The following is a 26,216-nucleotide window of genomic DNA, read 5'->3' on the forward strand; positions in this document are numbered from 1 at the left end:
ACAGAGAAACATTTTCTGTAGGGGTGCTTTTTATTTCCCCGCTAATCACTTCTAATCAATTGAATCTAGGAGGTTGTTTCACATGAAACATTCAGTTTGGGCAATGCCCGCATCTTTATTATTACTCGTCACCCTCAGTGCCTGTGGTCAAGCATCCGGTAACACGACCAACAAGAACAAAACGCTAAACGTCACGCTGGCCAGTGAACCCGCCACCGCCGACCCGAACAAGTCGACCGATACCAACAGTGGTAACGTCATCACCCAAACAATGGAGGGGCTCTATACCTATAACAAAGCCGGCAAATTAACTGCCGGGGTTGCCACCAAGATGGTTAAACCCACCAACAACGGCAAAACCTACACGTTCACGTTACGTAAGAACGCCAAGTGGTCCAACGGCCAGCCAGTTACCGCCCAGGACTTCGTAACTTCCATGCAACGGTGGGTCGACCCTAAGACCAAGGCTCAATATGCCAGTCTTCTAAGTGCCTTTAAAAACTACGATGCCGTCCAGAAGGGTACCCTCACTCCCGATAAATTAGGGGTCAAGGCTTTAAGCAAAACCAAGCTCCAATTTCAATTAAGCAAGGCCGTTCCCTACTTTGATGACTTAGTCGCCGGCTACTACCCACTGAACACCGACGCCGTTAAGAAATATGGGCAGAAGTACGGGACTAGCGCTGCTAAGACCGTCAGCAATGGCGCCTACAAGCTGGCTGGCTGGACTGGGAGTAATTCCTCATGGACCTACGTGAAGAACACCCATTACTGGAACGCCCAAAACGTCAAAATCAAGAAAGTCGCTGTATCCGTCACCAAAGATGAAAGCACCGCCTCTAATCTTTTTAAGAGCGGTAAGATTCAGGAAACCACGGTTAGCGGCCAGTACGTCCGGGCCAACGCCAACGACAAGCAACTTCACACTCACCTGTTGGGCCGGTTGCAATACCTCTATGTCAACAGTAAGAAAAAAGCAACGGATTCAGAAAACCTACGTCAAGCTGTTTCACTCGTCATGAGCCGATCAACGTTGACTAAGAAAGTGCTTCAAGATGGCTCTAAACCAGCCCTCAGCGCCGTCCCTCGTGGTGATCAAGCTAATCCTAAGACTGGCCAAGATATGGCCGCTCAGGTTGGGAACCTGTTACCTCAAGATGTCACCAAGGCCAAGGAATACTGGGCCAAATACCTCAAGGAAACTGGTAAGACTAAGGCCACGTTGAACCTTCTGACCGATGATACCGACGATGACAAGCACGTTGGTACCTACCTACAATCCGTTATGCAGAAGAATTTCAAGGGCCTGACGGTCAATGTGACCTCAATCCCTCACGCCCAACACGTTGCCCGCGACTTTGCCGGCACCTTTGAGCTGAACCTTACCGGCTGGTCCAGCAGTTGGCTTGACGCCTCCGACTACCTCAGCCTAGCCGCCAAGACCAACACCGTGAACTTCACCGGCTGGAACGATGATCAATTCAACGAATTGCTGAACGACGCCAACAGTAAGACTGGTTTGGCACGCTACAACGGTCTAATGGCTGCCGATAAGCGGTTGATGGCGGTCAAGGGCTACATCCCCGTTTACCAACCTTCAGAAGCTAAGTTGGTCTCCAGCAAGGTGGGCGGTCTGACCTACACGCTCCTGCACGATGCTAAATACCAATACGCTTACTGGAAATAAACGATTCCACTAGCAACATGATCATAACCACCAATACTTCCACTAACAACCAAACGATGCTAACGAAACGAGTTACTTAATATATAGGAGGAAACGCATATGAGCAAAAAAACTTTCTTTAACTTCACCTTATTTGATGGTACCACCGATCAGAATGAAGCCGACGCCTGGTTCACCGTCGACACGGAAACGGGTAAATTAGTCGACCGCGGTCAGGGCACGCCCGCTGAGGCCGATGAACAGGTTGATTTAGGCGGTCAGTACGTCATGCCAGGGTTCTTCAACGTTCACACCCACGTTTCAGCCAATCCTTTAGCACTGAACGGCAGTCACAACTCTGAATCTGAAGTCTCCGTCTTTGCCTGGACCAACCTCCAAGCACTCTTAAAGTCCGGTGTAACCTATGTCCGGGGCTGCGGGAACGATTACGACGTTGACGTGAAACTCAAGCGTCTGCAGAAAACCGGTCAGCTCCCACACACTCCCCGGATGTTGACCTCCGGCAAGGCCTTCTCGATGACCGGTGGCCACGGTGATTCCGCAACTGGTGGGCACGCCGTTGACTCACCCGATGAGATGCGAAAGGCCGTTCGAACCGCCTTTAAGAACGGTGCTGAGAGTGTCAAAGTCATGGCCACTGGTGGCGTCATGACCCCTAACGATTTCATGGAAGACGCTCAATTATCCGTAGCCGAAATGCACGTGGCCGTTGAAGAGGCCCACCATAAGCGTCGCGTCGTTGCTGCTCACGCCGAAGGGAACCCTGGTATCCAAAATGCTTTGGATGCGGGCGTTGATTCTATCGAGCATGGCTTCTACGTCAACGAATCTGAAGCCAAACAAATGGTCAACCAGGGCACCTACCTCACGCCAACGTTGATTGCCGAATGGGTCATCCCAGAATTTGGTAACGGTGACCTCCCTGACTGGGAAGTAAAAAAGGCCGCCGACGCCTTAGACGATACCTACGTTAACATGAAGCGAGCCTTCAAGTTAGGCGTTAAATTCACCTGCGGGACCGACGCCGGGACACCTTACAACGGCTTCGATAAAACGCCCGAGGAATTCGGTTTGCTCACCAAGCTAGGGATGACCAATGCCGAAGCCTACCAGTGCTCGACGTTGAATTCCCCTAAGTTATTGGGAGTTGCCGATGAATATGGCACCCTTGAGGTTGGCAAATTCGCCGACTTCCAAGTCCTTAAGAAGGACCCCCTCGCTGACACCGCCAATGTGGTTCAGGCAGACAAACAAGTCTACCTTGGTGGTCACCGCGAGTTCTAAACCTCGTTAAAAAGCAATGCGTTCGCATGGGATCCGACCCCAGTGCTGACGCATTGCTTTTTTAATGCTTGCCTCTAATTAGCCCAATCCTTGCATCTTCCGTGACAGACTATCGGTTGCCTTAATGGCTGCCAGAACGTCCCGCGGTGTTACGGGGAAGCCCATGTTATGAATGGTCTCGCCCTTTTGAGTAGTCAACGTGGCCACTTTTAACAGGTCTTCATCACTCACGTTTTCCAAGTGGAGGTCGGCCAAAGTGGTTGGCAGGCCCAATGCCGCCTCAAACTCCAGGTAACGCCGGAACTGGTCGTCAGTCGCCCCTTCCAGGACTAGGTTGACTAACGTTCCGAAGGAGACCTTTTGCCCGTGCGAGAGCTTATGCACGTCACCGGACAGCGCGGTCAACCCGTTTTGAAAACTGTGCGCGGCCGCTAAACCGGAACTTTCGGCACCGACCCCACTCAATAGAATGTTGGCCTCAATGATGTGTGACAACGCTGGCGTCACTACGTGGTCCTGAGCAGCCGCCACCGCTTGATCCGTGTATTTAAACAGCAATTCTTCACACTTTTCAGCCAATGCGATTCCGGCTGCCGTCTGGTCCGTCTGCAATGGGAGTAACGTTGTCGCCCGGGCCCGCGCCACAGTCTGTGCTTCCACGTTAGTCGATAATGCATCGGCAATGCCATCAATTAGGAACCGAACTGGCGCACCCGCAATCACGGAGGAATCAACCAGAACTAAATCCGGATTCTTGTCGTAGAATTGGTACTTCAGGAATTCCCCGCTAGCGGAGTAAATCACACTCAATCGGGTACAAGGCGAGTCATTCGAAGCCAGCGTTGGCACAATAACCACTGGTACGTGAAGCCGGTCGCCAACAGCCTTGGTCGTATCATTAGTCTTTCCACCACCGAGAGCGATGACGAACTTGGCATCCTTTTGCTCACCGATATCCTGAATCCGCTCAATTTCTTCCGGTGAACTTTCCCCGTTAAACGAAATGTGTTCGATTTCCAATCCATCAGCGGTCAGGTATTGGTAGAACCGTTCACCAATCAGTTTCCAAACAATATCATCCGCAATCAAGAGCCCATGGTCGCCAAATGGTGCGATGTACCGCGCCGCGTGCTGTAGTAACTGATCACCCTGAACGTATGTCGAAGGACTTGCAAATGCCGTAATCATTGAAAATACCTCCATCCTTAAGAAAGGTTCCATTCTAATCAACAAAGTGTGAATGAACAGGTAATTCGCCATATGAATCGCGCTTACCGTGAGATTCCAGTAGTTACGGGTGGACGTCTCCCCCATGGTTTACTGACCTAATCCTGGCCTGTGATTAAGCTTATGACCAGAGTATGCCCCGATTTAGTTAAGGGTGCAAGTAAGATATCTTGTGAAAGTTTTGGCCAATTCCCGTTTTCTTTTCTTGTGAATTTTTCTGAAAACAGGCTACATAAAGGGATTACTAATTCACAATCACAAAAGAGAGCAAAAAAAAAGACCCGCTACATTGCTGTAGTTAGGTCTAATTCTTTATTAACCTTCTTCACTGACGAAAGGCATTAAGCCCATAATCCGTGAACGCTTGATAGCGATGGTTAACTTCCGTTGGTTCTTGGCACTAGTACCAGTAACCCGGCGAGGTAAGATCTTACCCCGTTCAGAGATGAACCGACGTAATAAGTCAGTATCCTTGTAATCAATGTATTCGATGTGGTTGGCTGCAATAAAGTCAACCTTCCGACGGCGACGGCCGCCACGACGTTGTCCTGCCATGAGAATTTCCCTCCTCGTTATTTGAGATTAGAACGGTAAATCATCATCGGAAATGTCAATTGAATCGCCGGAGTTCGCAAACGGATCAGCTGTGTTGTTCCCAGCATTACCTTGGTTGTTATTAACCGGATTAGGATTCGAGTTCGTAGGGGCGGATGAGGCCGACGGTGTCGGATTCCCACTCGTGTACGGATTGGCATTTTGATTCTGATTTTGAGGAGCGTTATTCGCGGAACCACCATTGTAATTACTACCGGCGTTGCCACCCGCGTTACGATTGCTCGAACGGGGTTCCAAGAACGAAAAGTTCTCAACGACAACTTCGGTCACGTAAACACGTTGGCCTTGTTGATTTTCATAATTCCGGGTCTGGATGCGTCCTTCAATCCCACAAAGAGAACCTTTGTGCATAAAGTTAGCAAAGTTTTCCGCGGATTTACGCCAAATGACGCAACTTACGAAATCAGCTTCCCGTTCACCTTGTTGGTTGGTGAACCGCCGATCAACGGCCAGCGTGAATGTGGCAACAGCAGCACCGCTTTGGGTGTAACGTAAGTCAACATCCCGTGTCAGTCGGCCAGTAAGTACTACTTGGTTGATCATTGCTGAATAACTCCCTCTCTAGATAAAATTATTTTTGAATTTAGTCTTCGCGCTTAACGATCATGTGACGTAAGATACTGTCGTTGATCTTAGCCAAACGGTCGAATTCGTTCAAGGCTGCGTCATCAGTAGCGTTAATCAGGTTGATATGGTAAATACCTTCGTTAAAGCCGCCAATTTCGTAGGCGAACCGACGCTTTGACCAGTCTTTTGAACTGATCATATCTGCACCGTTATCAGTCAGCACCTTGTCGAAGCGTTCAACCAGAGCGGTCTTCGCAGCATCGTCAAGATCTGGACGAATGATGTAGGTGATTTCGTATTTAGTAGATTCCATGAATGTTACACCTCCTTATGGACTTCAGGCCCCCGCTGCAATGCGGAAGCAAGGAGAGACACTAGCGTAAGCCAGATACTCACAAGCTAGTAGTATAGCATAAACGTAGCAGTTAAGCAAATCGGGGCCGACCGACGGGTGTTGCTGACGTTACAAGGATTAACTACGCAAAGTTATCGTAGTTTTTTTGAAGGAATTGAAAGTTTCTACCAATTAATTTTCCTCTTCCTTAAATCCTGCCAAATGAGGACCCGCCCGTGGCAACATCGTCGGAAAATTGCTTAACCGTCTGCTTAGCTACCGCACCATCAAAAAAACGTCCGAGAACATCCCAGACACCTGTGACCGTCTTTTCACTTAATAATCACCGAAACGGGTGCTGCGGAACTTCTCGTTAGTCCACGTCTATCCTAACTTTGCGCGACGACCATCCTTTGATGAGCTTAGAGATAAGCCTGTGCCAACAAGGTATAGTCGTCTGCTAACAGATAATGTGAATCGTGGGACACAGCCCAGTTGACCCCTTCACTAATAATCCGAACAGCCTGGTCGACCTGACCTTGCTGCAGCAGGACCTGCGCATACCGATAGAAAATGGCATTTAAATTTTCATCAGGATCCATGACCCGCTTCGTCCGCATAATGGCTAGTGCGCGCTCAAAACCAGCAAAGTTTCCGGGCTGGTGGTCCGCCACCAAGTAGTTTTCCAGCGCAATCAATAAAACTTCCAACGACCGGTACTGGCTTGGCCGTTGGGGCACCATCATCGTCAATGCCGTTCGAACGCATCGCAATGCACCAGGCGCCTCATGAGTCACCTGGTAGAGGGCCCACCCATAGTAGTAATAATAGGTCTTTAAGTCCTCGTCCGTTTTTAGTGTGGGAAGCAGGTCGGCAGCGTCCATATAAGCCACCACTTCAGCGAAGCGACCGGCCTGGTATAACTTGTGGACCTTGCGGCTAAACGTTGGCTGACGACGAATCAGATAGTTCTGACGCACCGCTTGCTGCATCGGTAACCGCAAACGTTCACAGAGCTGAGTTAACAGAATTGGATTGGGCATCTGCCCCTGCTCAATTTTATTAATCAGCGACTGGGCACACAGACCTGCCGCCAAAACGTTCTGTGCAATCCCTAGCTCCAACCGTCGCGCTCGCAAACCGCGACCCAGTAGCTGACCAGCCCGTGCCAAATCATCTGCCATGACGCCCATCGCCCCCACTTTCATCCGTAAATAAGTTACTCTCAGGGTAGCAAATTCCACTAACAAAGTAAACCCGTTAAACCATTTACAATAAAGAAAATATCAAATACAAATTTAATCGTAAAACGAGTTTCATCCCCGCCCCAAAAATTAACCACAAAATAAAAACCACCCGTTGAACGGGTGGTTTTCTCGAGGGCTATAAGCCCTGGATACTGGCCAGCGTCTCAAGGCGCTGGCTTTTGTGTGTCAAAGCCAAATTGCGTTTGCCACTTTTGCTGCCGCTTTAAGCGGCGTTTGTATTACTTACCCTGACCCTTGAAGGGGTCTTCATACTCCCGAACGCTGAGTCTATCCACCGCCTGATCACTTTTTTCTTGATCACGAATATATTTTTTGATGGTGGCTTCGTTCAAGCCCACCGTGCTCACGTAGTATCCGATTGACCAGAAATGTCGATTTCCAAATTTATATTTCAAATTTGCATGCTGGTCAAACATCATCAACGCACTTTTTCCCTTTAAATATCCCATAAAGCTCGACACACTGAGCTTGGGTGGGATACTTACCAGGAGATGAGCATGATCTGGCATCATATGACCTTCCAAAATCTTGACACCTTTATACTGGCATAAAAGTCGAATATCCTCCTGTAAGTCACGTCGATATTGATTATAAATCATCTTTCTCCTATTACTTTGGAGTGAATACGATATGGTACTTGCATAACCACTTTGTGTGCGCAAGACTGTTGAGTTTATTCGCCATTTGAAAAGTCCCCTTTCGATTTAGCAATGTTGGCTTCGACACCTACATTCTAATTCTTATGGAGGGCTTTTTGGTACAACCGATCTATTATCCGCCCGCATAGCGGGTGGGTTTTTGTTTCGCACGCTTTAGCGTGCTCAACTGGGCCTAAAGGCACTACTAAAAGGACAATCACCCCAATTTCAGGATGATTGCCCTACTAAATCCATTTTTTCTAATCTTGCCGCTTAAACCAATGAATACTCAACAAACTTAGTCCCAGGAAGCCCGCTAATACGGCAACCCAGCTCGACTTTTGTTCATTGGTTTGTGGTAAGGTTGTGGCCGACTGTTGCTGCATCGCAGTTGACGATGACTTTGGTTGTGCAGCCAGTTGCTGACCTGGCTGCTGCGTACCATGACCCACCTTTGCAGCTACTGAACCGTTCACAGTTGCGACCTGACCAACAGTCCGGTTGCTCATCTTGTCGGCTGACCCACTCGTCACAACTTTGGGCTGACTCGTCTTAGTCCGCTTAACCGGCGTCTTGCTTGTCGCTTTTTTAGTCGTTGTACCACCTACATTAGCACCACTACCGCCGGAAGCCTTATCATCTTCGTTAGCGTTGGTACCTGGTTCTGGCGTTGGGGTCGGCGTTATTGGTTCAGTTGGCGTCCCCGTATTGCTCCCACCACTAGGATTAGTGTCGGGTTCAGTTGGCGTCGCTACTTTTTGCCAGACGTACGTGTCCGCCATAGTACTACCATCGTAAGCGGTATTGAGTTGGGCACTCGTGAAGGTGGCACCGTTAGGCTTATCAACTGTTCCGGTTCCAACTGCTTGCCAGAGGCCCGTATAAACGTCTGTCACAGGGATATCTGGCAATAACGCATTACCAGTCGTGGTGTCCCCCAGACGGGTATTCGTTCCTAAAACTAATTCTTGCAACCCAGTCGTATCAGCTAAAGCCTCATTGACGTGGTCGCCGTCCACAGCCGCCAAGTTAAACCCAGAGAGGTCCAATTTTGTTAAAGCTGTGTCTCCAGCAAACATCCGAATCATGTAGTTAATCGTGGGGTGCCACTGGCTCAAGTCCAGCGTAGCCAACGATGGATCGTTGTGGAACATACTGGTGAACTGACTGCCGCCAGAAACGTCCCAGTCACTAACCTTAGCCGTCGTCAGCAATGGATCACCTTCAAAAGCCTGGACGAAGATAACGACGTTACTGGTATCCCAGTTACTCCCGTCAAATGACACCAAATTTGGCATACTTGCAAAGGCATTGCTCAACGTTTTCAACTTACTCGTCTGCCAGCCAGACAAGTTCAAGTTAGCAATGGCTGTCCCATAAAACAGCGAATCGGCTGAAGTCAGACTGCTAACGTCCCAGTCAGCCGCATCGACCGTGGTTAAAGCATCATCGTTGTAAAGCATCGAGTCCATGGTCGTCACGTTACTCGTGGTCGTCCCTAATTTGAGGTCAACCAGTCCCATCTTGTAGTGCGTGTCGGTCTCTGGATCATAGTAGCGGCCACTGAAGGCGCCAGTCATATCCGTCACGTTACTCAGGTCCCAGCTACTGAGATCCAAACTCTTCAAGGCGAAGTCCTGGCTGAACATCTGCGTCATGTTCTTGACTTGACTGGCATCGACGTTTTCCATACCCTCAAACGCGGTCACGTTCTCCCAGTCCCAGAACAGCATCATACTGTTTGCCGGCAGGACAACTTTACCCTGACTACCGTCAAAAACCACTTTGGTAGCACTATGATACCGCCCGATGTTGGCTAACGTACCAGCATAAAAGGTCATCACACCATCGCTATCCATCGTCCATTTACTGGTCCCAGACATCCCCGTCTTAACAATCGTGGGAGCTGCCGTTGCCGCTGTATCCGCGAGACTCGCTGGTGCAACGGGTGCCATCGCTCGAGCCATCGTGCCCCGGTAACCCTGAGCAACCTTTGGCGTAGGCTGCTCCTCACTGATTACTTTCTTGGGTGTCGCCGTCGTGACCGGTGCCACTGGCTTGGGTGTCAATTTGCCAGTTGTATCTGCCGGTTGAGCAGGTGTAGCGGCGGGCTTATCGGCCGCTTGAATCACCGCTTTCGATGCGGTATCGCTAGTCGGTTTAGTCACCGGCGTCTGTGTAGATCCTTTGTCAGTTAGTTTTGGCTGTGAACTAGTTAATGTCGCTGATTGCTTCGTTGTGTAGTTAGCCGTATTGGCCGCTGAATCACTGATTTGGTTGTCAGAGTTGGTGGCGCTTTCATTAGTGTCAGCATAAGCGGTGTTCGCTTGGACGCCAACCCCTGCGATGGCCCCCATAATTGCTAAGGTTGTCAACCTTGTCTTTGTCGTGTTCCTCAACTTTTTAGTCATGATTAATCCCCCTCAACTTTGTTACATATTGATTAAACTGTCTAACCGTAGTATAAGCGTGAAACAGCGAAAAATCTACCTATGCGCACTAATTAAATACCGGTTTTACTGATTGTCGAATAAGTTTCCTCTACAAACCATGTTTCATGGGAAACACTCTGTCTGAATTGACATCAAAAAGGCGTTGGAACAAGAGTTCCAACGCCTTTCTGGTTTACAAATTATCCTTATTAATTAAGCTTGTCGTTTGAACCAGTGGGCACCCAGCAAACTCATGCTGAGAGCGCCGGCTACTACAGCCAACCAACTTGACTTCTGTTCCCCAGTTTGTGGCAGTGTCGCTTGTTGCGTCGTTTGTGGTGCTACTGCCTTAGCAGCCGTTGACACTACAGTTGGTGTTGGTGTCGTAGCTGATGCTACCGCCGCAGTGGTTCCTTTGACCGCCTGACCGGATGCCTTAACTGTAGGTGCTGCCGTGGCTTTTACGGTCTTCTTAGAGGCGACCGTATCGGCTGCACTGTCGTCAATAGTAGCCGCATCCCCACCATTAACAACATCCGTTGTTGGTGTTTCCGGAATTGGATCAGGCGTCACAACATCTGGTGTACTTGGATTTACCGGTGTCCCAGGATCTACTGGAGTAACTGGCTTAGGCGTTGTCTTCTGCCAAACGTAAGTCCCAGCCATTGTGGCACCATCGTAGCTCGCAACTAAGTCATCACTGGTGTAAGTGGCGCCCGTTTCAACCGATTGCCAGAGCCCCGTATAGTCATCATTGACTGGAACTGCCGGCAATGCCACGTTACCGTAATCATTGGTCAGTATGGTGTTCGGTCCCAGTACGAGCTGTGATAATCCGGTGTTTCCGTCCAACAGGTTGGTAATATATTGACCACCAACGTTGGTTAAATTAAGTTGCGTCAATAGTGGGTCATTTCTAAACATCCCAATCGCGTTCCCCACTTTACCGGTCTGCCAGTCGCCCAGATTGATTGCAGTCAAATTAGCCATATTGGAGAAAGCATCCCGCGTAGCCGTCACGTGACCAACGTTCCAACCGCTAACATCTAACGTACTAAAACCAGTTCCACTTAACATGTTTTGAATATTCAGGGCATGACTCAGGTCCCAGTTTGCAAAATCTACGTCGGTCAAGTTCGTGGCGTTCTGGAACATCCCCGTCAAATTGATAGCAGCATGGAAGCTCTTGCCTAATTTAACACTCTTTAACTGCATCTCTTGCAAGATTGCTGGTGATTGCCCAGCAAACATATAACTCACGTTAGAAACTTGACTGAAGTCCCAGCTACTGAGGTCAATACTGGTCAGCGCCAAATTCTCAGCAAAGAGATTGTTCATCATCGCGACCTGACTGGTATCCACGTTGTCCAACCCTTCATAGGCGGTCACTTTTTCAAAACTAGCAAACAAAGAGTTCGCGTTAGCTGGCAAAACAATTTTACCCGCGGTACCATCAAAGACCACCTTCGTAGCGCCAAAGATGTTGTCGTTGGTACTGTCAAATTGATTAAACGCCCTGCCCAGCGTCCCGGCAAAAATCGTCATCGTGCCCTGATCGTTTAGCGTCCACTTACTGGTACCCCAAACGCCGGTCTGAACTTCAACGGGGGCAACTGGTGCTGCCATTCTTGCTGATTCAACTGATTGTTGTGGTTGCACAGCATCTAGATTAGCCGGCTGTGGTGCGTCGTGCTTAGCCGGTGTGGTTACTTTGTCTGGGGCTGTTTGTTCAGGAGCAGCCGGTGCCTGAGGTGCTGGTGCTACTGGCGTTTTTTCTGGTTGCGGTTCAGTTTCTTCAACTGGTTGTGATTTCTCGATGTTACCGGATTTATTTTGAGATGGTTCCTCCTGTGAATGATTCAGAGTAACTGACTTGTCTTGAAGTTGATTAGTCTTGGTTACCGGTGAAGTTACCGTCGCCTTAGGTGCTTGCTGGTCGGGTGCTGCCGTTGTATCTGCCTGAGCAACGTCGATTTGGTAGCCTAGTCCTGCCAAGGCACCTAGTAATGCCAAGGTTGTCAACTTTTGCTTTGAACTGTTCCCCAACTTTGCACTCATGGTAATACCCCTTTCACTTTTGTAACACATCCGTCTATCTGTCTAACGTCACTATAACATGGTCGTGAAGGAAAGTACATGCTATTTAATAATTAACATATGTTTTCATTTTGCCAAATATCGATGAAATCATGCAATGGTATATCACCAAAACCAATCGTCTTGTAAAATTGGCCTTTTCTGCAAATACCAGCCGACTTCCAGAGCGTCAAAGTTGACCAGTGTCAGCTTTAACGCCCGCTTCCTCCACCAAGTTTTTTCAAGTCCATCGTCTATCTTTATTCAAATGCGCACAAAAAAAGGACCTTACCAGTTGGTAAAGTCCCTTTACAAGGCTATTTAATCTTCTGTTGGTGCGTCAGAATTTGGGGCAACGTGGGTAGCTTCGTCAGTTGACGGTGCCTCCTCGTTAGCAGCGTTTTCATCCGCGGCTTCGTCCGGCGTGTCGTCTTCCTTGTCGACTTTAGCCATGGTTGCCACAGCCGTATCATCGGCCAAACGAATCAGGTGAACCCCTAAGGTTGCCCGTCCCGTTTCGGAAACGTCGGCGCCACTGAACCGAATCATGACACCTTTATCGGTGACTAGCATCAAGTCTTCGTCACCATCCAAGGTGGTCAATCCAGCTAACGGTCCGTTCTTCTCGGTCACGTTAACGGTCTTGATTCCTTTACCGCCACGCCCCTTGATTGGGTACTCGCTAGCAGCCGTTTGCTTCCCATAACCTTTTTCGGAAATGACAAACACGTGACTGTCTGGTTTGAGCACGCTGGCACCAATGACATAGTCACTGTCCCGTAGGCGAATCCCCCGGACACCGGTTGCAGACCGACCCATCGACCGGACATCCTGTGCGGCAAAGCTGACCGCATAGCCCAAGTGGGTCCCAATAATCATGTTAGCATCACCATTAATGATGTCCACATCGATCAATTCGTCATCTTCCTTTAAGTTGATGGCTTTCAGACCATTACTCCGGATATTGGCAAATTCGTCCACAGGCGTCCGTTTAACGGTCCCTTGTACCGTGGTGAAGAAGATATCTCTTTCTTCGTTTTCACCAGGGTTAGCGACGTTAATAACGGCCTGTACGTGTTCGTTGTTGTTGATTCCCAGCAAGTTGATCACAGGAATCCCCTTGGCAGTCCGACCGTATTCAGGGATTTCGTACCCCTTCATCCGGTAGACCTTCCCCGTGTTCGTAAAGAACAACAACATATCGTGAGTGGAGGTTGCTACAAGGTGTTCGATGAAATCATCATCGTGCACACCCATACCTTGAACCCCTTTACCACCACGGTTTTGTGCCTTAAATTCAGACGTTGGCAATCGCTTAATGTAGCCGTTATGCGTCAATGAGACCACAACGTCTTCTTCAGCAATCAAATCTTCGTCTTCCAGGCTCAGCACCTCGCCGACCATTAATTCGGTCCGGCGAGCGTCACCAAACTTGTTTTGAATATCTAACAATTCTTGATAGATGATGGCTTGTTGCCGATCCTTGGACGCCAAGATTTCCTTGTAATCCTTGATATTGGCCATTACTTCATTGTATTCTTTCTCGACCTTTTCACGTTCCAAACCGGTCAAACGAACTAACCGCATGTCTAAAATAGCTTGCGACTGCTTATCTGACAGGCTGTAACGCGTCATCAATTCATTCTTAGCCACTTCCGCCGTTTGTGACTGACGGATGATGGTAATAATGGCATCGATGTGGTCCAGGGCAATCCGCAACCCTTCCAGGATGTGGGCCCGAGCTTCAGCTTTCCGTAATTCAAAGGCAGTCCGCCGCCGAATAACTTCCAGCTGGAATTCCAGGTAGTACTGCAAGATGGCCTTTAACCCCAGAACCTTAGGCGCACCGTTAACGATGGCCAACATGTTGATTCCAAAGGAGGTCTGCATCAAAGTCATTTTGTATAAGTTGTTTAAAATAACTTCGGCACTGGCGTCACGACGAACATCAATGACGATTCGCATCCCCGTCCGGTCGGTTTCATCGTTGACATCCGTGATGCCTTCAATTCGCTTGTCCCGAGCCAGTTCAGCAATTCGTTCAATCAGCTTAGCTTTGTTGACCATGTATGGAATTTCCGTGGCCACAATGCGTTGCTTCCCGTTCTTTTCTTCCTCAATGTCGACCTTAGCCCGCAAGGTAATGGTACCCTTCCCGGTCTCGTAGGCCCGGCGAATGGCTGCCTTCCCCATAACAATCCCACCGGTTGGGAAGTCGGGACCTGGTAAGGCCTCCATCAACTCAGCCAAGCTGGCATCAGGGTTATCCATCAAGATGTGCAAAGCACTGATAACTTCCGTTAAGTTATGAGGTGGAATGTTGGTTGCCATCCCCACGGCAATTCCGGAAGCCCCGTTGACCAAAAGGTTCGGGAACCGTGATGGCAGCACAACGGGTTCCCGTTCACTACCGTCATAGTTATCTTGAAAATCGATTGTATCTTTGTTGATGTCACGCAGCATTTCCATCGCAATTTTACTTAACCGCGCTTCAGTGTACCGCATGGCAGCGGCCCCGTCACCATCGACGGAACCAAAGTTCCCATGACCATCGACCAGCATGTAGCGGTACGAAAAGTCTTGCGCCATCCGTACCATGGATTCGTATACGGCCGAGTCACCATGGGGGTGATACTTACCAAGAACATCCCCAACCATCCGGGCTGATTTCCGGAATGGCTTGTCGGGAGTAATTCCCAGTTCATGCATATCATATAAAATCCGACGGTGAACGGGTTTTAGCCCGTCCCGCACGTCTGGTAACGCCCGTTGAACAATCACGCTCATTGCGTAATCCAAGAAGGATGTCCGCATCGTTTGTGAAAGGTCAACGTCGGTAATCCGACTTAAATAATCTTGATCAGCCAAATCTTTACCCTCCGTTCTTCCCTAACACACACTAAACATCCAACTCAGCGAAGGTGGCATTATCTTCGATGAACTGACGCCGTGGCGCCACTTTGTCTCCCATCAACATGGTAAAGACTTGGTCAGCGTTGATAGCATCTTCGGCATCCACTCGTAAGAGCCGCCGGTTTTCTGGATTCATGGTCGTTTCCCATAATTGTTCCGCGTCCATTTCCCCTAACCCTTTGTACCGTTGGATTTGTGGCTTCGGTGCTGGTGGTAATTGTCCTAAGAGTTCTTTCAATTCATCATCGGTGTCTAAGTACCGTTGCATCTTACCTTGCCGGACCCGGTAAAGCGGTGGGCAAGCGATGTAAACGAAGCCGGCATCCAATAATGGCCGCATGTAGCGATAGATCAACGTTAGCAATAAGGTCCGAATATGAGCCCCATCGACATCGGCATCGGTCATGATGATCAGCTTGTGATAATTAGCCTTAGAAACATCAAAGTCATTCCCAAAACCAGTTCCCATAGCCGTAAACATCGACCGAATTTCTTCGTTGGCCAAGATTCGATCCATCGAAGCCTTCTCAACGTTCAAAATCTTACCCCGAATTGGCAAAATCGCTTGCGTCAACCGCGAACGTCCCTGCTTAGCAGAACCACCGGCAGAATCCCCTTCGACAATGAACAATTCAGAGATAGCTGGATCTTTAGACGTATTGTCCGCCAACTTACCAGGAAGGTTGGAAATTTCCAACCCACTCTTTTTCCGCGTAACTTCACGCGCCCGTTTAGCAGCTACTCGCGCTTTAGACGCCAACGTCCCCTTGTCCACAACCTTGCGGGCAATGTCAGGATGTTCCATCAAGTAACGCATGAAGTGGTCAGCAAACGTGTGATCCACAGCGGTTCGTGCATCGGAGTTCCCTAATTTAGTCTTCGTTTGACCTTCAAACTGAGGGTCCGGATGCTTAACAGAAACGACGGCCGTCAAACCTTCACGAACATCATCCCCAGTTAAGTTGGGTTCGTTGTCCTTCATCAGTTTGTTTTGCCGAGCGTAGTCGTTCACGACCCGCGTCAAGGCCCGTTTGAACCCTTCCTCATGCGTCCCACCTTCGTAGGTGTGGATGTTGTTGGTAAAGGTCAACAGGTTGTTGTGATAGTCATCGGTGTATTGAAGCGCCACTTCTACGGTAATGCCATTTTCTTGGCCTTCCACGTAAATTGGTGGTTCAAACAACGTTTCTTTGTTTTCGTTTAAGTAGTCAACGTAGTGGCGAATCCCACCTTCATAGAGGAAATCGTCTTCCGTTGGCGTTTCTGGGCGTTCATCACGAATGGTGATGCGCAGACCCTTGTTCAAGAAAGCGAGCTCACGAATCCGCGTCGTCAACGTTTTGATATCAAACGTCGTCGTTTCCCGGAAGATATCTGGATCCGGCAGGAAATGAACAATGGTCCCGTGATCATCGATGGGAAGTCCCTCTTCGATCACGCGCATTGGTTCGACCACGTGACCGCGTTTGAACTTCATACCATACTTCTTACCATCCCGGATAACTTGCGCATCCAATTCGGTAGACAGGGCGTTAACAACAGACGCACCAACCCCGTGAAGTCCACCGGAGACCTTGTAACCGCCACCGCCGAACTTCCCACCGGCATGCAGGATCGTGAAGACCGTTTCAAGGGCAGGTTTCCCCGTCTTTTTCTGAATATCGATGGGGATTCCCCGACCGTTATCAGTTACAGTCACACTATTATCTTTGTTAACGGTCACGTGAATTTCGTTGGCAAAGCCCGCCAAGGCTTCGTCGATCCCGTTATCAACAATTTCCCAGACCAAGTGGTGCAGGCCTTGGGCACTCGTCGAGCCAATGTACATCCCGGGACGTTTCCGCACAGCCTCCAAGCCCTCTAAGACTTGAATTTGGCTGGCATCATATTCCCTAGCTCGTTCTGCTTTGGTTTCGTGTTCGTTAGCCACTGCCTAATCCTCCTTTGTTGCTGCATCGCCTTGTTCAGGCGAGCCATCCGCCACCACGGTCCCATCGGCCACGTGAAAAATGGTCGGGTCCTTGATCAGTTTGCGCGTGATGCCGCTCAAACTGGTGGTGGTGATAAACGTCTGTACCTTGTCCTGAATCGCCGTCAATAAATGCGTTTGACGTGCGTCATCCAGTTCTGAAAGTACATCATCAAGCAATAAGACTGGGTATTCGCCAGTCTCTTCCTTCATCAAATCAATCTCGGCAAGTTTGACACTCAATGCAGTTGTCCGCTGTTGGCCCTGTGACCCGAACGTTTGCACGTTCTTCCCGTTAACCTGGAAATGCAAGTCGTCACGGTGAGGACCAACCAAGGTCGTGCCCTGATAGAGCTCTTTTTCCTGCTGCTTCGCGTAGAGCGCGGTCAGCGCATCACAGATGGTCTTGGCGTCCGTTAACTGGTCGTCAGCCACCTGCGTGGCGTAGTGAAACGTCAGCTCTTCTCGTTGCTGCGAAATTTCGGCGTGAATGGCTTGCGCCCAATGCTCCAACTTCTTCAACATCGTCAACCGCGCCATGATGATCTCCGCCCCAAACGCTGCCAGCTGATCTGACAACACAGACAAAAAAAGGAGGTCCTTTTTTTGCTTGTGCTGGAGATCCTTTAGGTACCGGTTTCGCTGTTTTAACAACGTCCGATACTGGCTCAAGTTGTAGAGGTACCGCGGATTCATCTGACCAAACTCCATGTCCATGAAGCGCCGCCGAACGGTTGGCGCACCTTTAACAATGGCAAGGTCTTCCGGTGCAAACAAAATCACGTTGAGCTGTCCCACGTATTGAGACAACCGGGCTTGCTCCAAATGATTGACCTTGGCGCGCTTCCCCTGGCGTGAAAATGTGAGCTCTAACGGCACCGTGCCGGCAGATTTAACGACCCGGCCACTGACCTTGGCCGTCTTGGCCTGCCAATTGACCAAATCATGGTCATTGGCGGTACGGTGACTGCGCGTTAACGCCAGCACGTAAATTGCCTCTAATAGATTGGTCTTGCCTTGCGCATTTTCACCAAGCAAGACATTAATGCCCTGCCCCAACTGCAAATCAGCCGTTGGATAGTTCCGAAAATGCTGCAGCTGCAACTCTTGCAAATACATTATTCACCCTGCTTTGAGCGTATAAAAAACAATCCCGTATCAGGCACTTCCACCGTATCGCCAGGATACAGCTTACGGCCACGCCGGTTGTCCGGCTCGTCGTTAATATTTACGGTATTCTCACGTAAATACCACTTAGCTTGGCCGCCAGTACTGATAATGGATTCTTCCTTGAGTAACTGGCCTAAAGTGATGTAGGGCGTGTCAATGAAAACTTCTTTTTTCACAATTTCACCCCTTAATTTTCTTCTCTTATATTATACCGCTTTTTAAACGAAAGGTACAGGTTGACCACCTTATTTTTGCGTTCTCAGCCGATTTGGGACCTTTATGATATTTTTGGTAAAAAGCCACTAAATTTGCTCAGAACAAAAAAGAACCCGCTTATATCAAAATATCCCTTTTTTTGTGCTCAAATCCAACATTTGTCGTTTATTTGCTGAAAAAAGCCGTTAATTGCGCACGCAAATACTAATTTGGCCCCCAAATACAGCTGATTTTCACTTAATCCACAAGGTTTCCTCTGCTACGACAATGAACCTAGACCAATTCGTTAAATCGACAGGTGACAGACCGTGGCCAACCCCATCAAAAAATGGATCCCATCCTAAACAGATGAGACCCATTTTTAAATTTCTGCTTAATCCTCGTTCGTCTAGAACGTTCGGACTGGCGTAATCAGCTGAATAAAGTTGCTGGTGTCTTCGGTCGGAACCAACGTAAACGGTCGTAAAGCTGAGGTGAAGGCCACCCGAATCGTGGCTTGACCAAACGAGTGGAGCGCATCCTTCATGTAGTCAGGGTTGAAGGAAATCTCAAGGTCTTCCCCATCCAGAGCCTTTGGTGCCAACTCTTCTTCAACGTTACCCACATCAGGAGAATTACTGAAGATGGTGACCTGGTTGTCTGCGGGAGTCAGTGTTAACTTAACCACGTTGTTCCGTGATTCATGAGATAACAGGGAAGCCCGTTCTACAGCTGCCAATAATTCTGGTGCTTCGAATTCGACGGTCGTTGAGGCATCTTTAGGAATCAACCGTGAGGTATCGGGATAGTTGCCTTCTAACAGACGTGAGTAGAAGGAGGTATCACCCAACAAAAACAGAACTTGGTTTTCAGAGAACTGCATCTTCACATCAGCGTCGTCGTCCCCAATCATCCGTGAGAGTTCGGTCAAACTCTTTCCTGGAATAATCACATCAAATGAGGCTTCACTAGGTGTTGGCAGTTCAATCTGACGTTGGCTCAACCGGTGACTGTCCGTGGCGACGGCCAAAAATTGGTTATCTGCTAAGACAAAGTGAACCCCGGTCAAGATTGGTCGACTTTCTTGGTTGGATACGGCAATAACCGTCTGACTGATCAATTCCTTGAAGACTGCGCCAGAAAGAACCACTGAGTCGGCAGCATCAATTTCTGGTAGGTGTGGATAATTATTCGCATCCTGGCCATTAATGTTAAAAGCGGCTGAGCCGGAAGTAATTTCTGTTTGGAATCCGTCCTTAACAGTGACGGTCATATCCTTTTCAGGCAATCGTTTAACGATTTCGCTAAAGAACCGAGCAGTTAATACAATGGAACCAGGTTCATCAATGGCCAAACCAATGTCTGGGTCATCGGCGCGAATCAACGTTTCAATAGAAATATCTGCGTTGGATCCGGTTAAAAGTAACCCAGCGTCACTAGCAACGATTTTTAATCCCGTCAAGATAGGAATCGTAGTCTTGGAAGAGATGGCACGGGAGACGTTATTCAATTCCTTAATGAACGCAGCCCGGTTGATTGAGAATTTCATAGATTGGACACTCCTTTTTCGTGGTGCGGGTTATTTACTTAATTAAAAGAAAAAATAGTAGCCGTAGTAGAGCGGTGTATTCTGTGGATAACTTTGAGAAACTACTAAGCAGTTACGGTTTTCCACCTGTGGATAACTTGTGGAAAACTTGTGGAAAACTTCGAGTCTTTTCTTTTTTTATCCACACGCCGTGGACTTACTACTCTTCATGATACCCCAATCGGTCACAAAAAGACCGTCATGAGTCCGTAACTTTGGTAGCTAGACTCAGACGATCCCCTCCTAACGACGCAGATCCTCCTTGAGACTGTCGATATCCTTTTGCAGTTCAGGATCAGTCTTTAAAGAATCCGTAATTTTGTCGTAGGCGTGGATGACGGTGGTGTGGTCCTTACCGCCAAATTCGTTACCGATACGTGGTAAGGATGCCTCGGTCAATTCACGTGAGAGGTACATGGCAATCTGCCGTGGCATCACGATAGCTTTTTTCCGTTTCTTACCCTTTAAATCCTTGAGTGAGACGTGGAAATAGTTGGCAACCTTATCTTGAATCACCGGAATGGTGATGGCGTCGCTAGCGTTCGCGAGGTTTAGGCTCTTGAGCGCTTCGGCGGCTAGGTCGGTGGTAATCGGCTGATGCATGAGTTGCGAATAAGCCTGAACGCGGGCTAATGCGCCCTCAAGTTCACGCACGTTGGAGTCGATTTGACCGGCGATATAACTGAGTGTGTCATCGGGGATGTCAATTTGATCGGCATCCGCTTTATTACGCAAGATAGCAATTCGCGTTTCAAGGTCTGGTGGTGTGATGTCTACGGATAACCCCCAGGCGAACCGAGAAACTAACCGGTCTTGCAACTTGGGAATTTCGTTAGGCAGACGGTCAGATGTTAAAACGATTTGTTTGCCATCGTCATAGAGTGCATTAAATGTATGGAAGAACTCTTCTTGGGTTCCTTCCTTATTAGCGAAGAACTGAATATCATCGACTAGTAGCAGATCAACGTTACGGTACTCCTGTCGAAACTGCTCCTGCGTCCGAGTTTGAATCGCATTAATGAAGTCGTTCGTGAAGGCCTCGCTAGTCACGTATTTAACCTTGGTGTCCGGGTGATCTTCCAGCATTTTATTGCCGATCGCGTGCATCAAGTGGGTCTTGCCCAAACCAACGCCACCGTAGAAGAACAGCGGATTATACATCACGCCGGGTTCTTCTGAGACAACCAGAGCCGCTGCGTGGGCCATCTGGTTACCTTTTCCGATAACGAAAGTGTCAAACGTGTAGCGGGAATTCAACGCCGTTTCCTTCATAAAGGTTGGCGTTGGTTCCGTTGAGGCCGCTTCTCCAGGAGTCGCGGTCTTGGCTTTGAGCGTCGCCTGTTGCTGACGCTCCCCTTCCAAAATAAGGACGGGCTGAATATCTTCGTGAGCGGCTTGGTATGCGTATTCTACCAATTGCTGGTCCAGGTGTTGATGGGTCCAGTAATCACGATGCAGGGGTGATGGGAGTTCCAACGTTAATTTGTTGCCTTCGAGGGCAATCGGCTTGGCTGTTTCAATCCAAGTCGCGTAGGCCGTCTTGGAATTGTTCTCTTCGAACAACGCCTTGATATCAGTCCACAAAGTTAACATGTCTGGCACTGATGTATCCCCCTATTTTAGTTTAGATGCTCATTTATCGATTGGGCGTAGTCCACCCCAAAAGAAAACGTAAATCCAGTGTAGCATGAAGAAAAAAAGTTTTCCACAGGGTATTGGGGGCTGTGAATAATTGTTTCACAGGAAGTGAATAGAGTTATCCACAGGCTTGTGAGAATCTGTGGATAGTTTCTTTTTATTTTAGTTATACACAGAGACCTGTCGATTAGAAAAGGCACAGTATCAAGTGTTTCACAAGTTATCCACAGAATCAACAAAACCTAATTTCTGAAAATTAACAGCCTGTGGAACGGTGGATAACTCGGTGGCCAAGTCTAAAATAACTTTTTCTGGATATTAGAGTTATCCACAAGCAAAGTGCATGAAACAAATTTTACTGGGAACAACTTTTTCTATGAAATCGAAACTTGCTATTTCAATCCAGCCGTTTTTATGCTAATATGTTCAGGAAATGCATTTACTAGATGTATCCAAGTCTGGGACTCCCAGATGAAAATATAGTCATAGTTAAGAGAGGAGTTTTTACGATGAAGCGTACTTTCCAACCAAAGAAACGTCACCGTTCACGTGTCCACGGCTTCCGCAAGCGCATGAGCACTAGCAATGGCCGTCAAGTATTAGCACGTCGCCGTCAAAAGGGACGTAAAGTATTGTCTGCATAGGCCGCTGATGGTTCAGTGGTCTTTTTATTTTATCTGCGGGGTGACTGGATCACCAATCCCTCACGGACTGTAAATCGAGAATTTTGGAGATGCACATGCGAAAATCTTACCGCATTAAGAAAGAAGCGGAATTTCAGCAGGTCTTTGAAACCAGGAATTCAGTCGCCAATCGGCAATTCGTGGTGTACTCAATGGAAAAGCCTAGTCAGAAGCACTTTCGGGTCGGCATTTCCGTCGGGAAGAAAATTGGTAACGCCGTTCACCGTAATTGGGTGAAACGTCGGATTCGGCAGAGTCTCCTCGAGTTAAAGCCCTACCTCAAGCAGGATGTGGACTTTCTCGTGATTGCTCGTCCCCGAGCCGATGGTATTGCCATGCCCGATGCGAAAAGTAGCATGATCCACGTGTTGAAGCTAGCCAAACTGTTGGATTCTAACTTTAGCGAGGAATAAACGTGAAAAACGTCAAAAAGTACAAACGTACCCTACTTATGTTGGGCATTGTGAGTTTGGTCTTTATCCTTTCTGCTTGTAGCAACAAACCAATCACAAATCAAAGTACGGGGTTGTGGGACGGTTTAATCGTCTTGAACTTCTCCCGGGCGATTATCTGGTTGGCCAACTTGTTCGGCGGAAGTTACGGTGTTGGGATTATTATCTTCACCGTGATCATTCGGATTATTTTGATGCCGTTGATGATCTTCCAAACGCGTAGCATGCGGAAGACGCAAGAGGTTCAACCTCAACTCAAAGCCCTGCAAAAGAAATATTCGTCTAAGGATCGCGAGACGATGCAGAAGTTGCAGACCGAGCAGCAAAAGCTGTACTCGGAAGCCGGTATCAATCCTATGTTGGGTTGTTTACCAGCTGTTGTGCAACTGCCTATTATCTGGGCACTGTATCAAGCCATTTGGCGGACGGCGGAATTACGTACTGGGAGTTTCTTATGGCTACAACTTGGCCACAAGGACCCGTACTTCATCCTACCGATCCTAGCTGCATTGGCAACGTTCGCTAGTTCGTGGTTAACCACGAAATCCGCCCCAGAGTCCAGCTCAATGAACACGATGATGGTTGTCGGGATGCCGGTAGTGGTCTTCTTCACTGCCCTGAACGTGGCCTCATCACTGTCACTTTACTGGACCGTTTCCTACATTTTCCAAGTTGGGCAAACCTTGCTTATCCAGAACCCTTGGAAGATTCAAGCAGAGCGTGACGTGAAGAACCGGGAAAAAGCAGCGCATGACCGTGCAGTTAAAAAAGCTGTTCGGCGTGCTAAGCAAAGTAAGCGTAAATAGTTAAATATAAATGCATTTTAAGGGTCTGGGAATTCATTCCAGGCCCTTTTCTTATGCCTAACTATGCGGAGCCTCTGCTTTTTTACCAGGACAATGGCTAGCTGTATCGGGCAGTATGGTATACTGAATTTTAGCGAAAACGATACGGAGGAATGAACGATGACGATCTTTACGGGGAAAACGGAAGAAGCAGCGATTGCCGCGGGATTGGCCGCGCTGAACTGTGAACGGGACCAGGTCGCGATTAAGGTCGTAGCAACCCCGCGTAAGGGTCTACTAGGAATTGGTCGGCGTGATGCCATGGTGGACGTGGTCTTAAAACCTGTGGCTGAGGAAGAAAAACAGGCAGCGAAAGCGGCAAGTTCAACCACAGCAACTTATTCGGTGACCCACGCATCGGCACCCACGACTGACCCGACGAGTGCAGCGGTGACAACTACGCCAATCGAGTCCACCACACCAAAAGAACAGCCGACGGTTACGCCAGCAGAACGGCGTCAGCAGCGTGAGGCGGCCGTAGATGCCGTGCAAGACTATTTGGCGACCATTGTTGAGCAGCTGGGTATCGACGCCTCTCTGGAGGTTGAGAGTAGTGCTCACCGGCAGGTCCGCTTGACGTTTACGACGAATAAAGAGGGACTGCTGATTGGCAAGCATGGTCGGACCATCAACGCTTTGCAGAGTCTAGCCCAGCTGTTCTTGAATCATAATGGGGCCGCACACGTCGACATTGAGCTGGACGTTGCCGGTTATCGGGAACGGCGAACAGTGACGCTGACCCGTTTGGCTGAGAATACGGCCCGAGAGGTTGTGGCGACGGGGAAGCCCGTTTATTTGGACCCTATGCCATCATTTGAACGGAAACAGATTCACGCTGTGCTCGCCAAGAACCGCTACGTGACGACTTATTCAGCGGGCAAAGAACCGCATCGGGCCGTTGTGATTGAACCAGCATAGGTTTCTGTTTGACAAATGGCGTGATTGCCCTTATAGTGAAGACAATCATTCTTATCAAGTTTACGATAAAGTAGTGAAAGTACTTTATCCGCGCAGAGTTAGGTGGCGTGGAGTGGGTGCTTTTTTTTATGGCGTTAAATGATACGCCCGGGTTGAAAAGAGTGTGGTAGCGGGTGGCCACTGTTCTTGATAAGGGAATAAGCTCCCGCTCATAAAGGACGTCGCGATTAAGATGGCCGCGCCTATTATTCAGTAGTTAAAATGATTTTAAATCAAAGGAGGATGACTTATGGCAGTCACCACAACAGAGTTTGATACGATTGCAGCAATTTCTACCCCACCTGGTGAGGGTGGGATCTCCATTATTCGGTTGAGCGGTGAGGAAGTCTTTAGCGTTGCCGCTAAGCTATTCAAGGGCGCCAATTTGACTAAGGTAGCGAGTCATACGATTCACTATGGGCACATCATTGACCCTGAAGATGGTGAAGAGGTCGATGAAGTCATGGCGACCGTGATGCGAGCACCAAAAACGTACACCAAGGAAGACATCATTGAAATCAATTGTCACGGGGGAATTGTGGCTACGAACCGGATTCTTCAATTGTGCTTGAGCTACGGTGCGCGGTTGGCCGAACCCGGTGAATACACCAAGCGGGCCTTCCTGAATGGTCGAATTGATCTGACGCAGGCAGAGTCTGTGATGGATTTGATTCGGGCTAAAACGGATAAGTCAATGAAGGTGGCTTTAGACCAATTAGACGGAGACTTGTCTAAACTGATTCGTAATTTGCGACAAGATATCCTAGATGCGTTGGCTCAAGTGGAAGTTAATATCGACTATCCTGAGTACGATGACGTGGAAATGATGACGACTAAGATGCTGCTAGAAAAGGCCCAAGAGGTCCAAAAGCAGATCAAGGTCTTGCTTTCAACGGCGAAGCAGGGGAAAGTCTTACGTGAAGGACTGGCTACGGCCATCGTGGGTCGTCCCAACGTGGGGAAATCGAGCCTGTTGAACCACCTCTTACATGAGGATAAGGCGATTGTGACCGACGTTGCTGGCACTACCCGTGACGTGATTGAGGAATACGTGAACGTTAAGGGTGTGCCTTTGAAATTGATCGATACGGCTGGTATCCGGGACACTGAGGATAAGGTCGAAAAGATTGGGGTCGAACGTTCGCGGAAAGCCATCAATACGGCGGATTTGGTCATGTTGGTGTTGAACGCGAGTGAACCGTTGACCGCTGAGGACCGTGAACTCTTGAAAGCCACGGCCGATACACAACGCATTTTAATTTTAAATAAAACGGACTTGCCAGAGAAGCTGGACATGGCCGAGGTTAAGGCAGCAGCTGGTGACAGTCCACTGATTGGGACCTCGATCCTGCAGAGCACGGGGATGGATGAGTTGGAAACGACTATTGCCCACCTGTTCTTTGATGAAGGCATTGAGTCTAGTCAAAATACCGTGATGGTCACGAACGCTCGGCACATTGGGTTGCTTCATCAGGCCAGTGCCGCGCTAGATGACGTTCAACACGGAATTGCGGCGGGGATGCCCGTCGACCTAGTCCAGATTGATATGACGCGTGCCTGGGACCTGTTAGGTGAAATCACTGGGGACAGCTACCAAGATGAATTACTAGATCAGCTGTTTAGTCAGTTCTGTTTAGGCAAATAACGGTAAAACACATAAGACCGTTCGATTATACGT

20 protein-coding genes, 1 pseudogene and 1 other annotated feature (1 of these 22 only partly in view) are annotated in these 26,216 nt (G+C 48.7%); of the genes and pseudogenes, 7 read left to right on the forward strand and 14 right to left on the reverse strand.

The features are described from left to right. Window positions 1-3: a binding site (T-box leader), on the forward strand (it extends 287 nt beyond the left edge of the window). Between the two features lie 79 nt (window positions 4-82). Then, window positions 83-1,687 (forward strand): peptide ABC transporter substrate-binding protein, encoded by a 1,605-nt coding sequence (locus AB3Y94_RS08275; protein WP_367295810.1) that lies wholly within the window; start codon window positions 83-85, stop codon window positions 1,685-1,687. Between the two features lie 99 nt (window positions 1,688-1,786). Further along, complete coding sequence (locus AB3Y94_RS08280; protein ID WP_367295811.1) at window positions 1,787-2,971, forward strand: amidohydrolase family protein; 1,185 nt, start codon at window positions 1,787-1,789, stop codon at window positions 2,969-2,971. Between the two features lie 78 nt (window positions 2,972-3,049). On the opposite strand, the gene AB3Y94_RS08285 is transcribed toward AB3Y94_RS08280, so the two are convergent. The 14 genes and pseudogenes from AB3Y94_RS08285 to dnaA all read right to left on the reverse strand — a co-directional run bounded on the left by AB3Y94_RS08285 (window position 3,050) and on the right by dnaA (window position 21,565). Continuing rightward, window positions 3,050-4,159, reverse strand: a complete 1,110-nt coding sequence (locus AB3Y94_RS08285) for a glycerol dehydrogenase (protein ID WP_367295812.1) — start codon at window positions 4,157-4,159, stop codon at window positions 3,050-3,052. A 354-nt stretch (window positions 4,160-4,513) separates the two neighbouring features. Further along, window positions 4,514-4,753: a 30S ribosomal protein S18 gene (gene rpsR / locus AB3Y94_RS08290; protein ID WP_048733694.1), complete on the reverse strand. Its 240-nt coding sequence runs from the start codon at window positions 4,751-4,753 to the stop codon at window positions 4,514-4,516. A gap of 27 nt (window positions 4,754-4,780) precedes the next feature. Beyond that, the gene (ssb, locus tag AB3Y94_RS08295; protein ID WP_367295813.1) at window positions 4,781-5,356 is read right to left on the reverse strand and encodes a single-stranded DNA-binding protein; all 576 of its coding nucleotides are present in this window, start codon (window positions 5,354-5,356) and stop codon (window positions 4,781-4,783) included. 40 nt (window positions 5,357-5,396) lie between these two features. After that, complete coding sequence (gene rpsF / locus AB3Y94_RS08300) at window positions 5,397-5,693, reverse strand: 30S ribosomal protein S6 (protein ID WP_125693240.1); 297 nt, start codon at window positions 5,691-5,693, stop codon at window positions 5,397-5,399. 443 nt (window positions 5,694-6,136) lie between these two features. Beyond that, a complete protein-coding gene (locus tag AB3Y94_RS08305) occupies window positions 6,137-6,898 on the reverse strand; it encodes a helix-turn-helix domain-containing protein (RefSeq protein WP_367295814.1) in 762 nt (253 codons plus the stop codon). Window positions 6,899-7,200: 302 nt separating this feature from the next. Next, window positions 7,201-7,666 (reverse strand): annotated as a pseudogene (gene tnpA, locus AB3Y94_RS08310) (IS200/IS605 family transposase). A gap of 214 nt (window positions 7,667-7,880) precedes the next feature. Next, window positions 7,881-10,031, reverse strand: a complete 2,151-nt coding sequence (locus AB3Y94_RS08315; RefSeq protein ID WP_367295815.1) for a BspA family leucine-rich repeat surface protein — start codon at window positions 10,029-10,031, stop codon at window positions 7,881-7,883. Window positions 10,032-10,265: 234 nt separating this feature from the next. Next, the gene (locus AB3Y94_RS08320; RefSeq protein ID WP_367295816.1) at window positions 10,266-12,110 is read right to left on the reverse strand and encodes a BspA family leucine-rich repeat surface protein; all 1,845 of its coding nucleotides are present in this window, start codon (window positions 12,108-12,110) and stop codon (window positions 10,266-10,268) included. 339 nt (window positions 12,111-12,449) lie between these two features. Further along, window positions 12,450-14,996 carry a DNA gyrase subunit A gene (gene gyrA, locus AB3Y94_RS08325; RefSeq protein WP_367295817.1) on the reverse strand — a complete coding sequence of 849 codons (2,547 nt, stop codon included), beginning with the start codon at window positions 14,994-14,996 and terminating at the stop codon, window positions 12,450-12,452. A 31-nt stretch (window positions 14,997-15,027) separates the two neighbouring features. Continuing rightward, a complete protein-coding gene (gene gyrB / locus AB3Y94_RS08330) occupies window positions 15,028-16,971 on the reverse strand; it encodes a DNA topoisomerase (ATP-hydrolyzing) subunit B (protein WP_367295818.1) in 1,944 nt (647 codons plus the stop codon). A gap of 3 nt (window positions 16,972-16,974) precedes the next feature. Beyond that, window positions 16,975-18,129 carry a DNA replication/repair protein RecF gene (recF, locus tag AB3Y94_RS08335; protein ID WP_125680583.1) on the reverse strand — a complete coding sequence of 385 codons (1,155 nt, stop codon included), beginning with the start codon at window positions 18,127-18,129 and terminating at the stop codon, window positions 16,975-16,977. Further along, window positions 18,129-18,356 (reverse strand): S4 domain-containing protein YaaA, encoded by a 228-nt coding sequence (gene yaaA, locus AB3Y94_RS08340; protein WP_125680581.1) that lies wholly within the window; start codon window positions 18,354-18,356, stop codon window positions 18,129-18,131. The genes recF and yaaA overlap by 1 nt, the downstream gene beginning before the upstream one ends. A 428-nt stretch (window positions 18,357-18,784) precedes the next feature. Continuing rightward, a complete protein-coding gene (gene dnaN, locus AB3Y94_RS08345; protein WP_125680579.1) occupies window positions 18,785-19,924 on the reverse strand; it encodes a DNA polymerase III subunit beta in 1,140 nt (379 codons plus the stop codon). A gap of 282 nt (window positions 19,925-20,206) precedes the next feature. Continuing rightward, window positions 20,207-21,565 carry a chromosomal replication initiator protein DnaA gene (gene dnaA, locus AB3Y94_RS08350; protein ID WP_367295819.1) on the reverse strand — a complete coding sequence of 453 codons (1,359 nt, stop codon included), beginning with the start codon at window positions 21,563-21,565 and terminating at the stop codon, window positions 20,207-20,209. A 545-nt stretch (window positions 21,566-22,110) separates the two neighbouring features. On the opposite strand from dnaA, the gene rpmH reads away from it, so the two are divergent. From rpmH to mnmE, 5 genes are all read left to right on the forward strand, one after another. Continuing rightward, entirely contained in the window at window positions 22,111-22,245 is a 135-nt protein-coding gene (gene rpmH, locus AB3Y94_RS08355) for a 50S ribosomal protein L34 (RefSeq protein ID WP_081624573.1), read from the forward strand. 95 nt (window positions 22,246-22,340) lie between these two features. Beyond that, window positions 22,341-22,697, forward strand: coding sequence for a ribonuclease P protein component (gene rnpA / locus AB3Y94_RS08360; protein WP_125693224.1), 357 nt, complete (start codon window positions 22,341-22,343; stop codon window positions 22,695-22,697). A gap of 38 nt (window positions 22,698-22,735) precedes the next feature. Then, window positions 22,736-23,542 (forward strand): membrane protein insertase YidC, encoded by an 807-nt coding sequence (yidC, locus tag AB3Y94_RS08365; RefSeq protein WP_367296499.1) that lies wholly within the window; start codon window positions 22,736-22,738, stop codon window positions 23,540-23,542. 159 nt (window positions 23,543-23,701) lie between these two features. After that, the gene (gene jag / locus AB3Y94_RS08370; protein ID WP_367295820.1) at window positions 23,702-24,499 is read left to right on the forward strand and encodes an RNA-binding cell elongation regulator Jag/EloR; all 798 of its coding nucleotides are present in this window, start codon (window positions 23,702-23,704) and stop codon (window positions 24,497-24,499) included. Between the two features lie 289 nt (window positions 24,500-24,788). Beyond that, entirely contained in the window at window positions 24,789-26,183 is a 1,395-nt protein-coding gene (mnmE, locus tag AB3Y94_RS08375) for a tRNA uridine-5-carboxymethylaminomethyl(34) synthesis GTPase MnmE (RefSeq protein ID WP_367295821.1), read from the forward strand. Window positions 26,184-26,216 lie beyond the last annotated feature (33 nt).

The organism is Levilactobacillus yonginensis, assembly GCF_964065165.1.
GTDB classification, from domain to species: domain Bacteria; phylum Bacillota; class Bacilli; order Lactobacillales; family Lactobacillaceae; genus Levilactobacillus; species Levilactobacillus yonginensis_A.

Excerpts from the sequence above, each read along its gene's own strand:
- AB3Y94_RS08275 (WP_367295810.1), top strand. The coding sequence starts at position 83 with ATGAAACATTCAGTTTGGGCAATGCCCGCATCTTTATTATTACTCGTC.
- AB3Y94_RS08280 (WP_367295811.1), top strand. The coding sequence starts at position 1,787 with ATGAGCAAAAAAACTTTCTTTAACTTCACCTTATTTGATGGTACCACC.
- AB3Y94_RS08285 (WP_367295812.1), bottom strand. The coding sequence starts at position 4,159 with ATGATTACGGCATTTGCAAGTCCTTCGACATACGTTCAGGGTGATCAG.
- rpsR (WP_048733694.1), bottom strand. The coding sequence starts at position 4,753 with ATGGCAGGACAACGTCGTGGCGGCCGTCGCCGTCGGAAGGTTGACTTT.
- ssb (WP_367295813.1), bottom strand. The coding sequence starts at position 5,356 with ATGATCAACCAAGTAGTACTTACTGGCCGACTGACACGGGATGTTGAC.
- rpsF (WP_125693240.1), bottom strand. The coding sequence starts at position 5,693 with ATGGAATCTACTAAATACGAAATCACCTACATCATTCGTCCAGATCTT.
- AB3Y94_RS08305 (WP_367295814.1), bottom strand. The coding sequence starts at position 6,898 with ATGGCAGATGATTTGGCACGGGCTGGTCAGCTACTGGGTCGCGGTTTG.
- AB3Y94_RS08315 (WP_367295815.1), bottom strand. The coding sequence starts at position 10,031 with ATGACTAAAAAGTTGAGGAACACGACAAAGACAAGGTTGACAACCTTA.
- AB3Y94_RS08320 (WP_367295816.1), bottom strand. The coding sequence starts at position 12,110 with ATGAGTGCAAAGTTGGGGAACAGTTCAAAGCAAAAGTTGACAACCTTG.
- recF (WP_125680583.1), bottom strand. The coding sequence starts at position 18,129 with ATGTATTTGCAAGAGTTGCAGCTGCAGCATTTTCGGAACTATCCAACG.
- dnaN (WP_125680579.1), bottom strand. The coding sequence starts at position 19,924 with ATGAAATTCTCAATCAACCGGGCTGCGTTCATTAAGGAATTGAATAAC.
- rpmH (WP_081624573.1), top strand. The coding sequence starts at position 22,111 with ATGAAGCGTACTTTCCAACCAAAGAAACGTCACCGTTCACGTGTCCAC.
- rnpA (WP_125693224.1), top strand. The coding sequence starts at position 22,341 with ATGCGAAAATCTTACCGCATTAAGAAAGAAGCGGAATTTCAGCAGGTC.
- yidC (WP_367296499.1), top strand. The coding sequence starts at position 22,736 with ATGTTGGGCATTGTGAGTTTGGTCTTTATCCTTTCTGCTTGTAGCAAC.
- jag (WP_367295820.1), top strand. The coding sequence starts at position 23,702 with ATGACGATCTTTACGGGGAAAACGGAAGAAGCAGCGATTGCCGCGGGA.
- mnmE (WP_367295821.1), top strand. The coding sequence starts at position 24,789 with ATGGCAGTCACCACAACAGAGTTTGATACGATTGCAGCAATTTCTACC.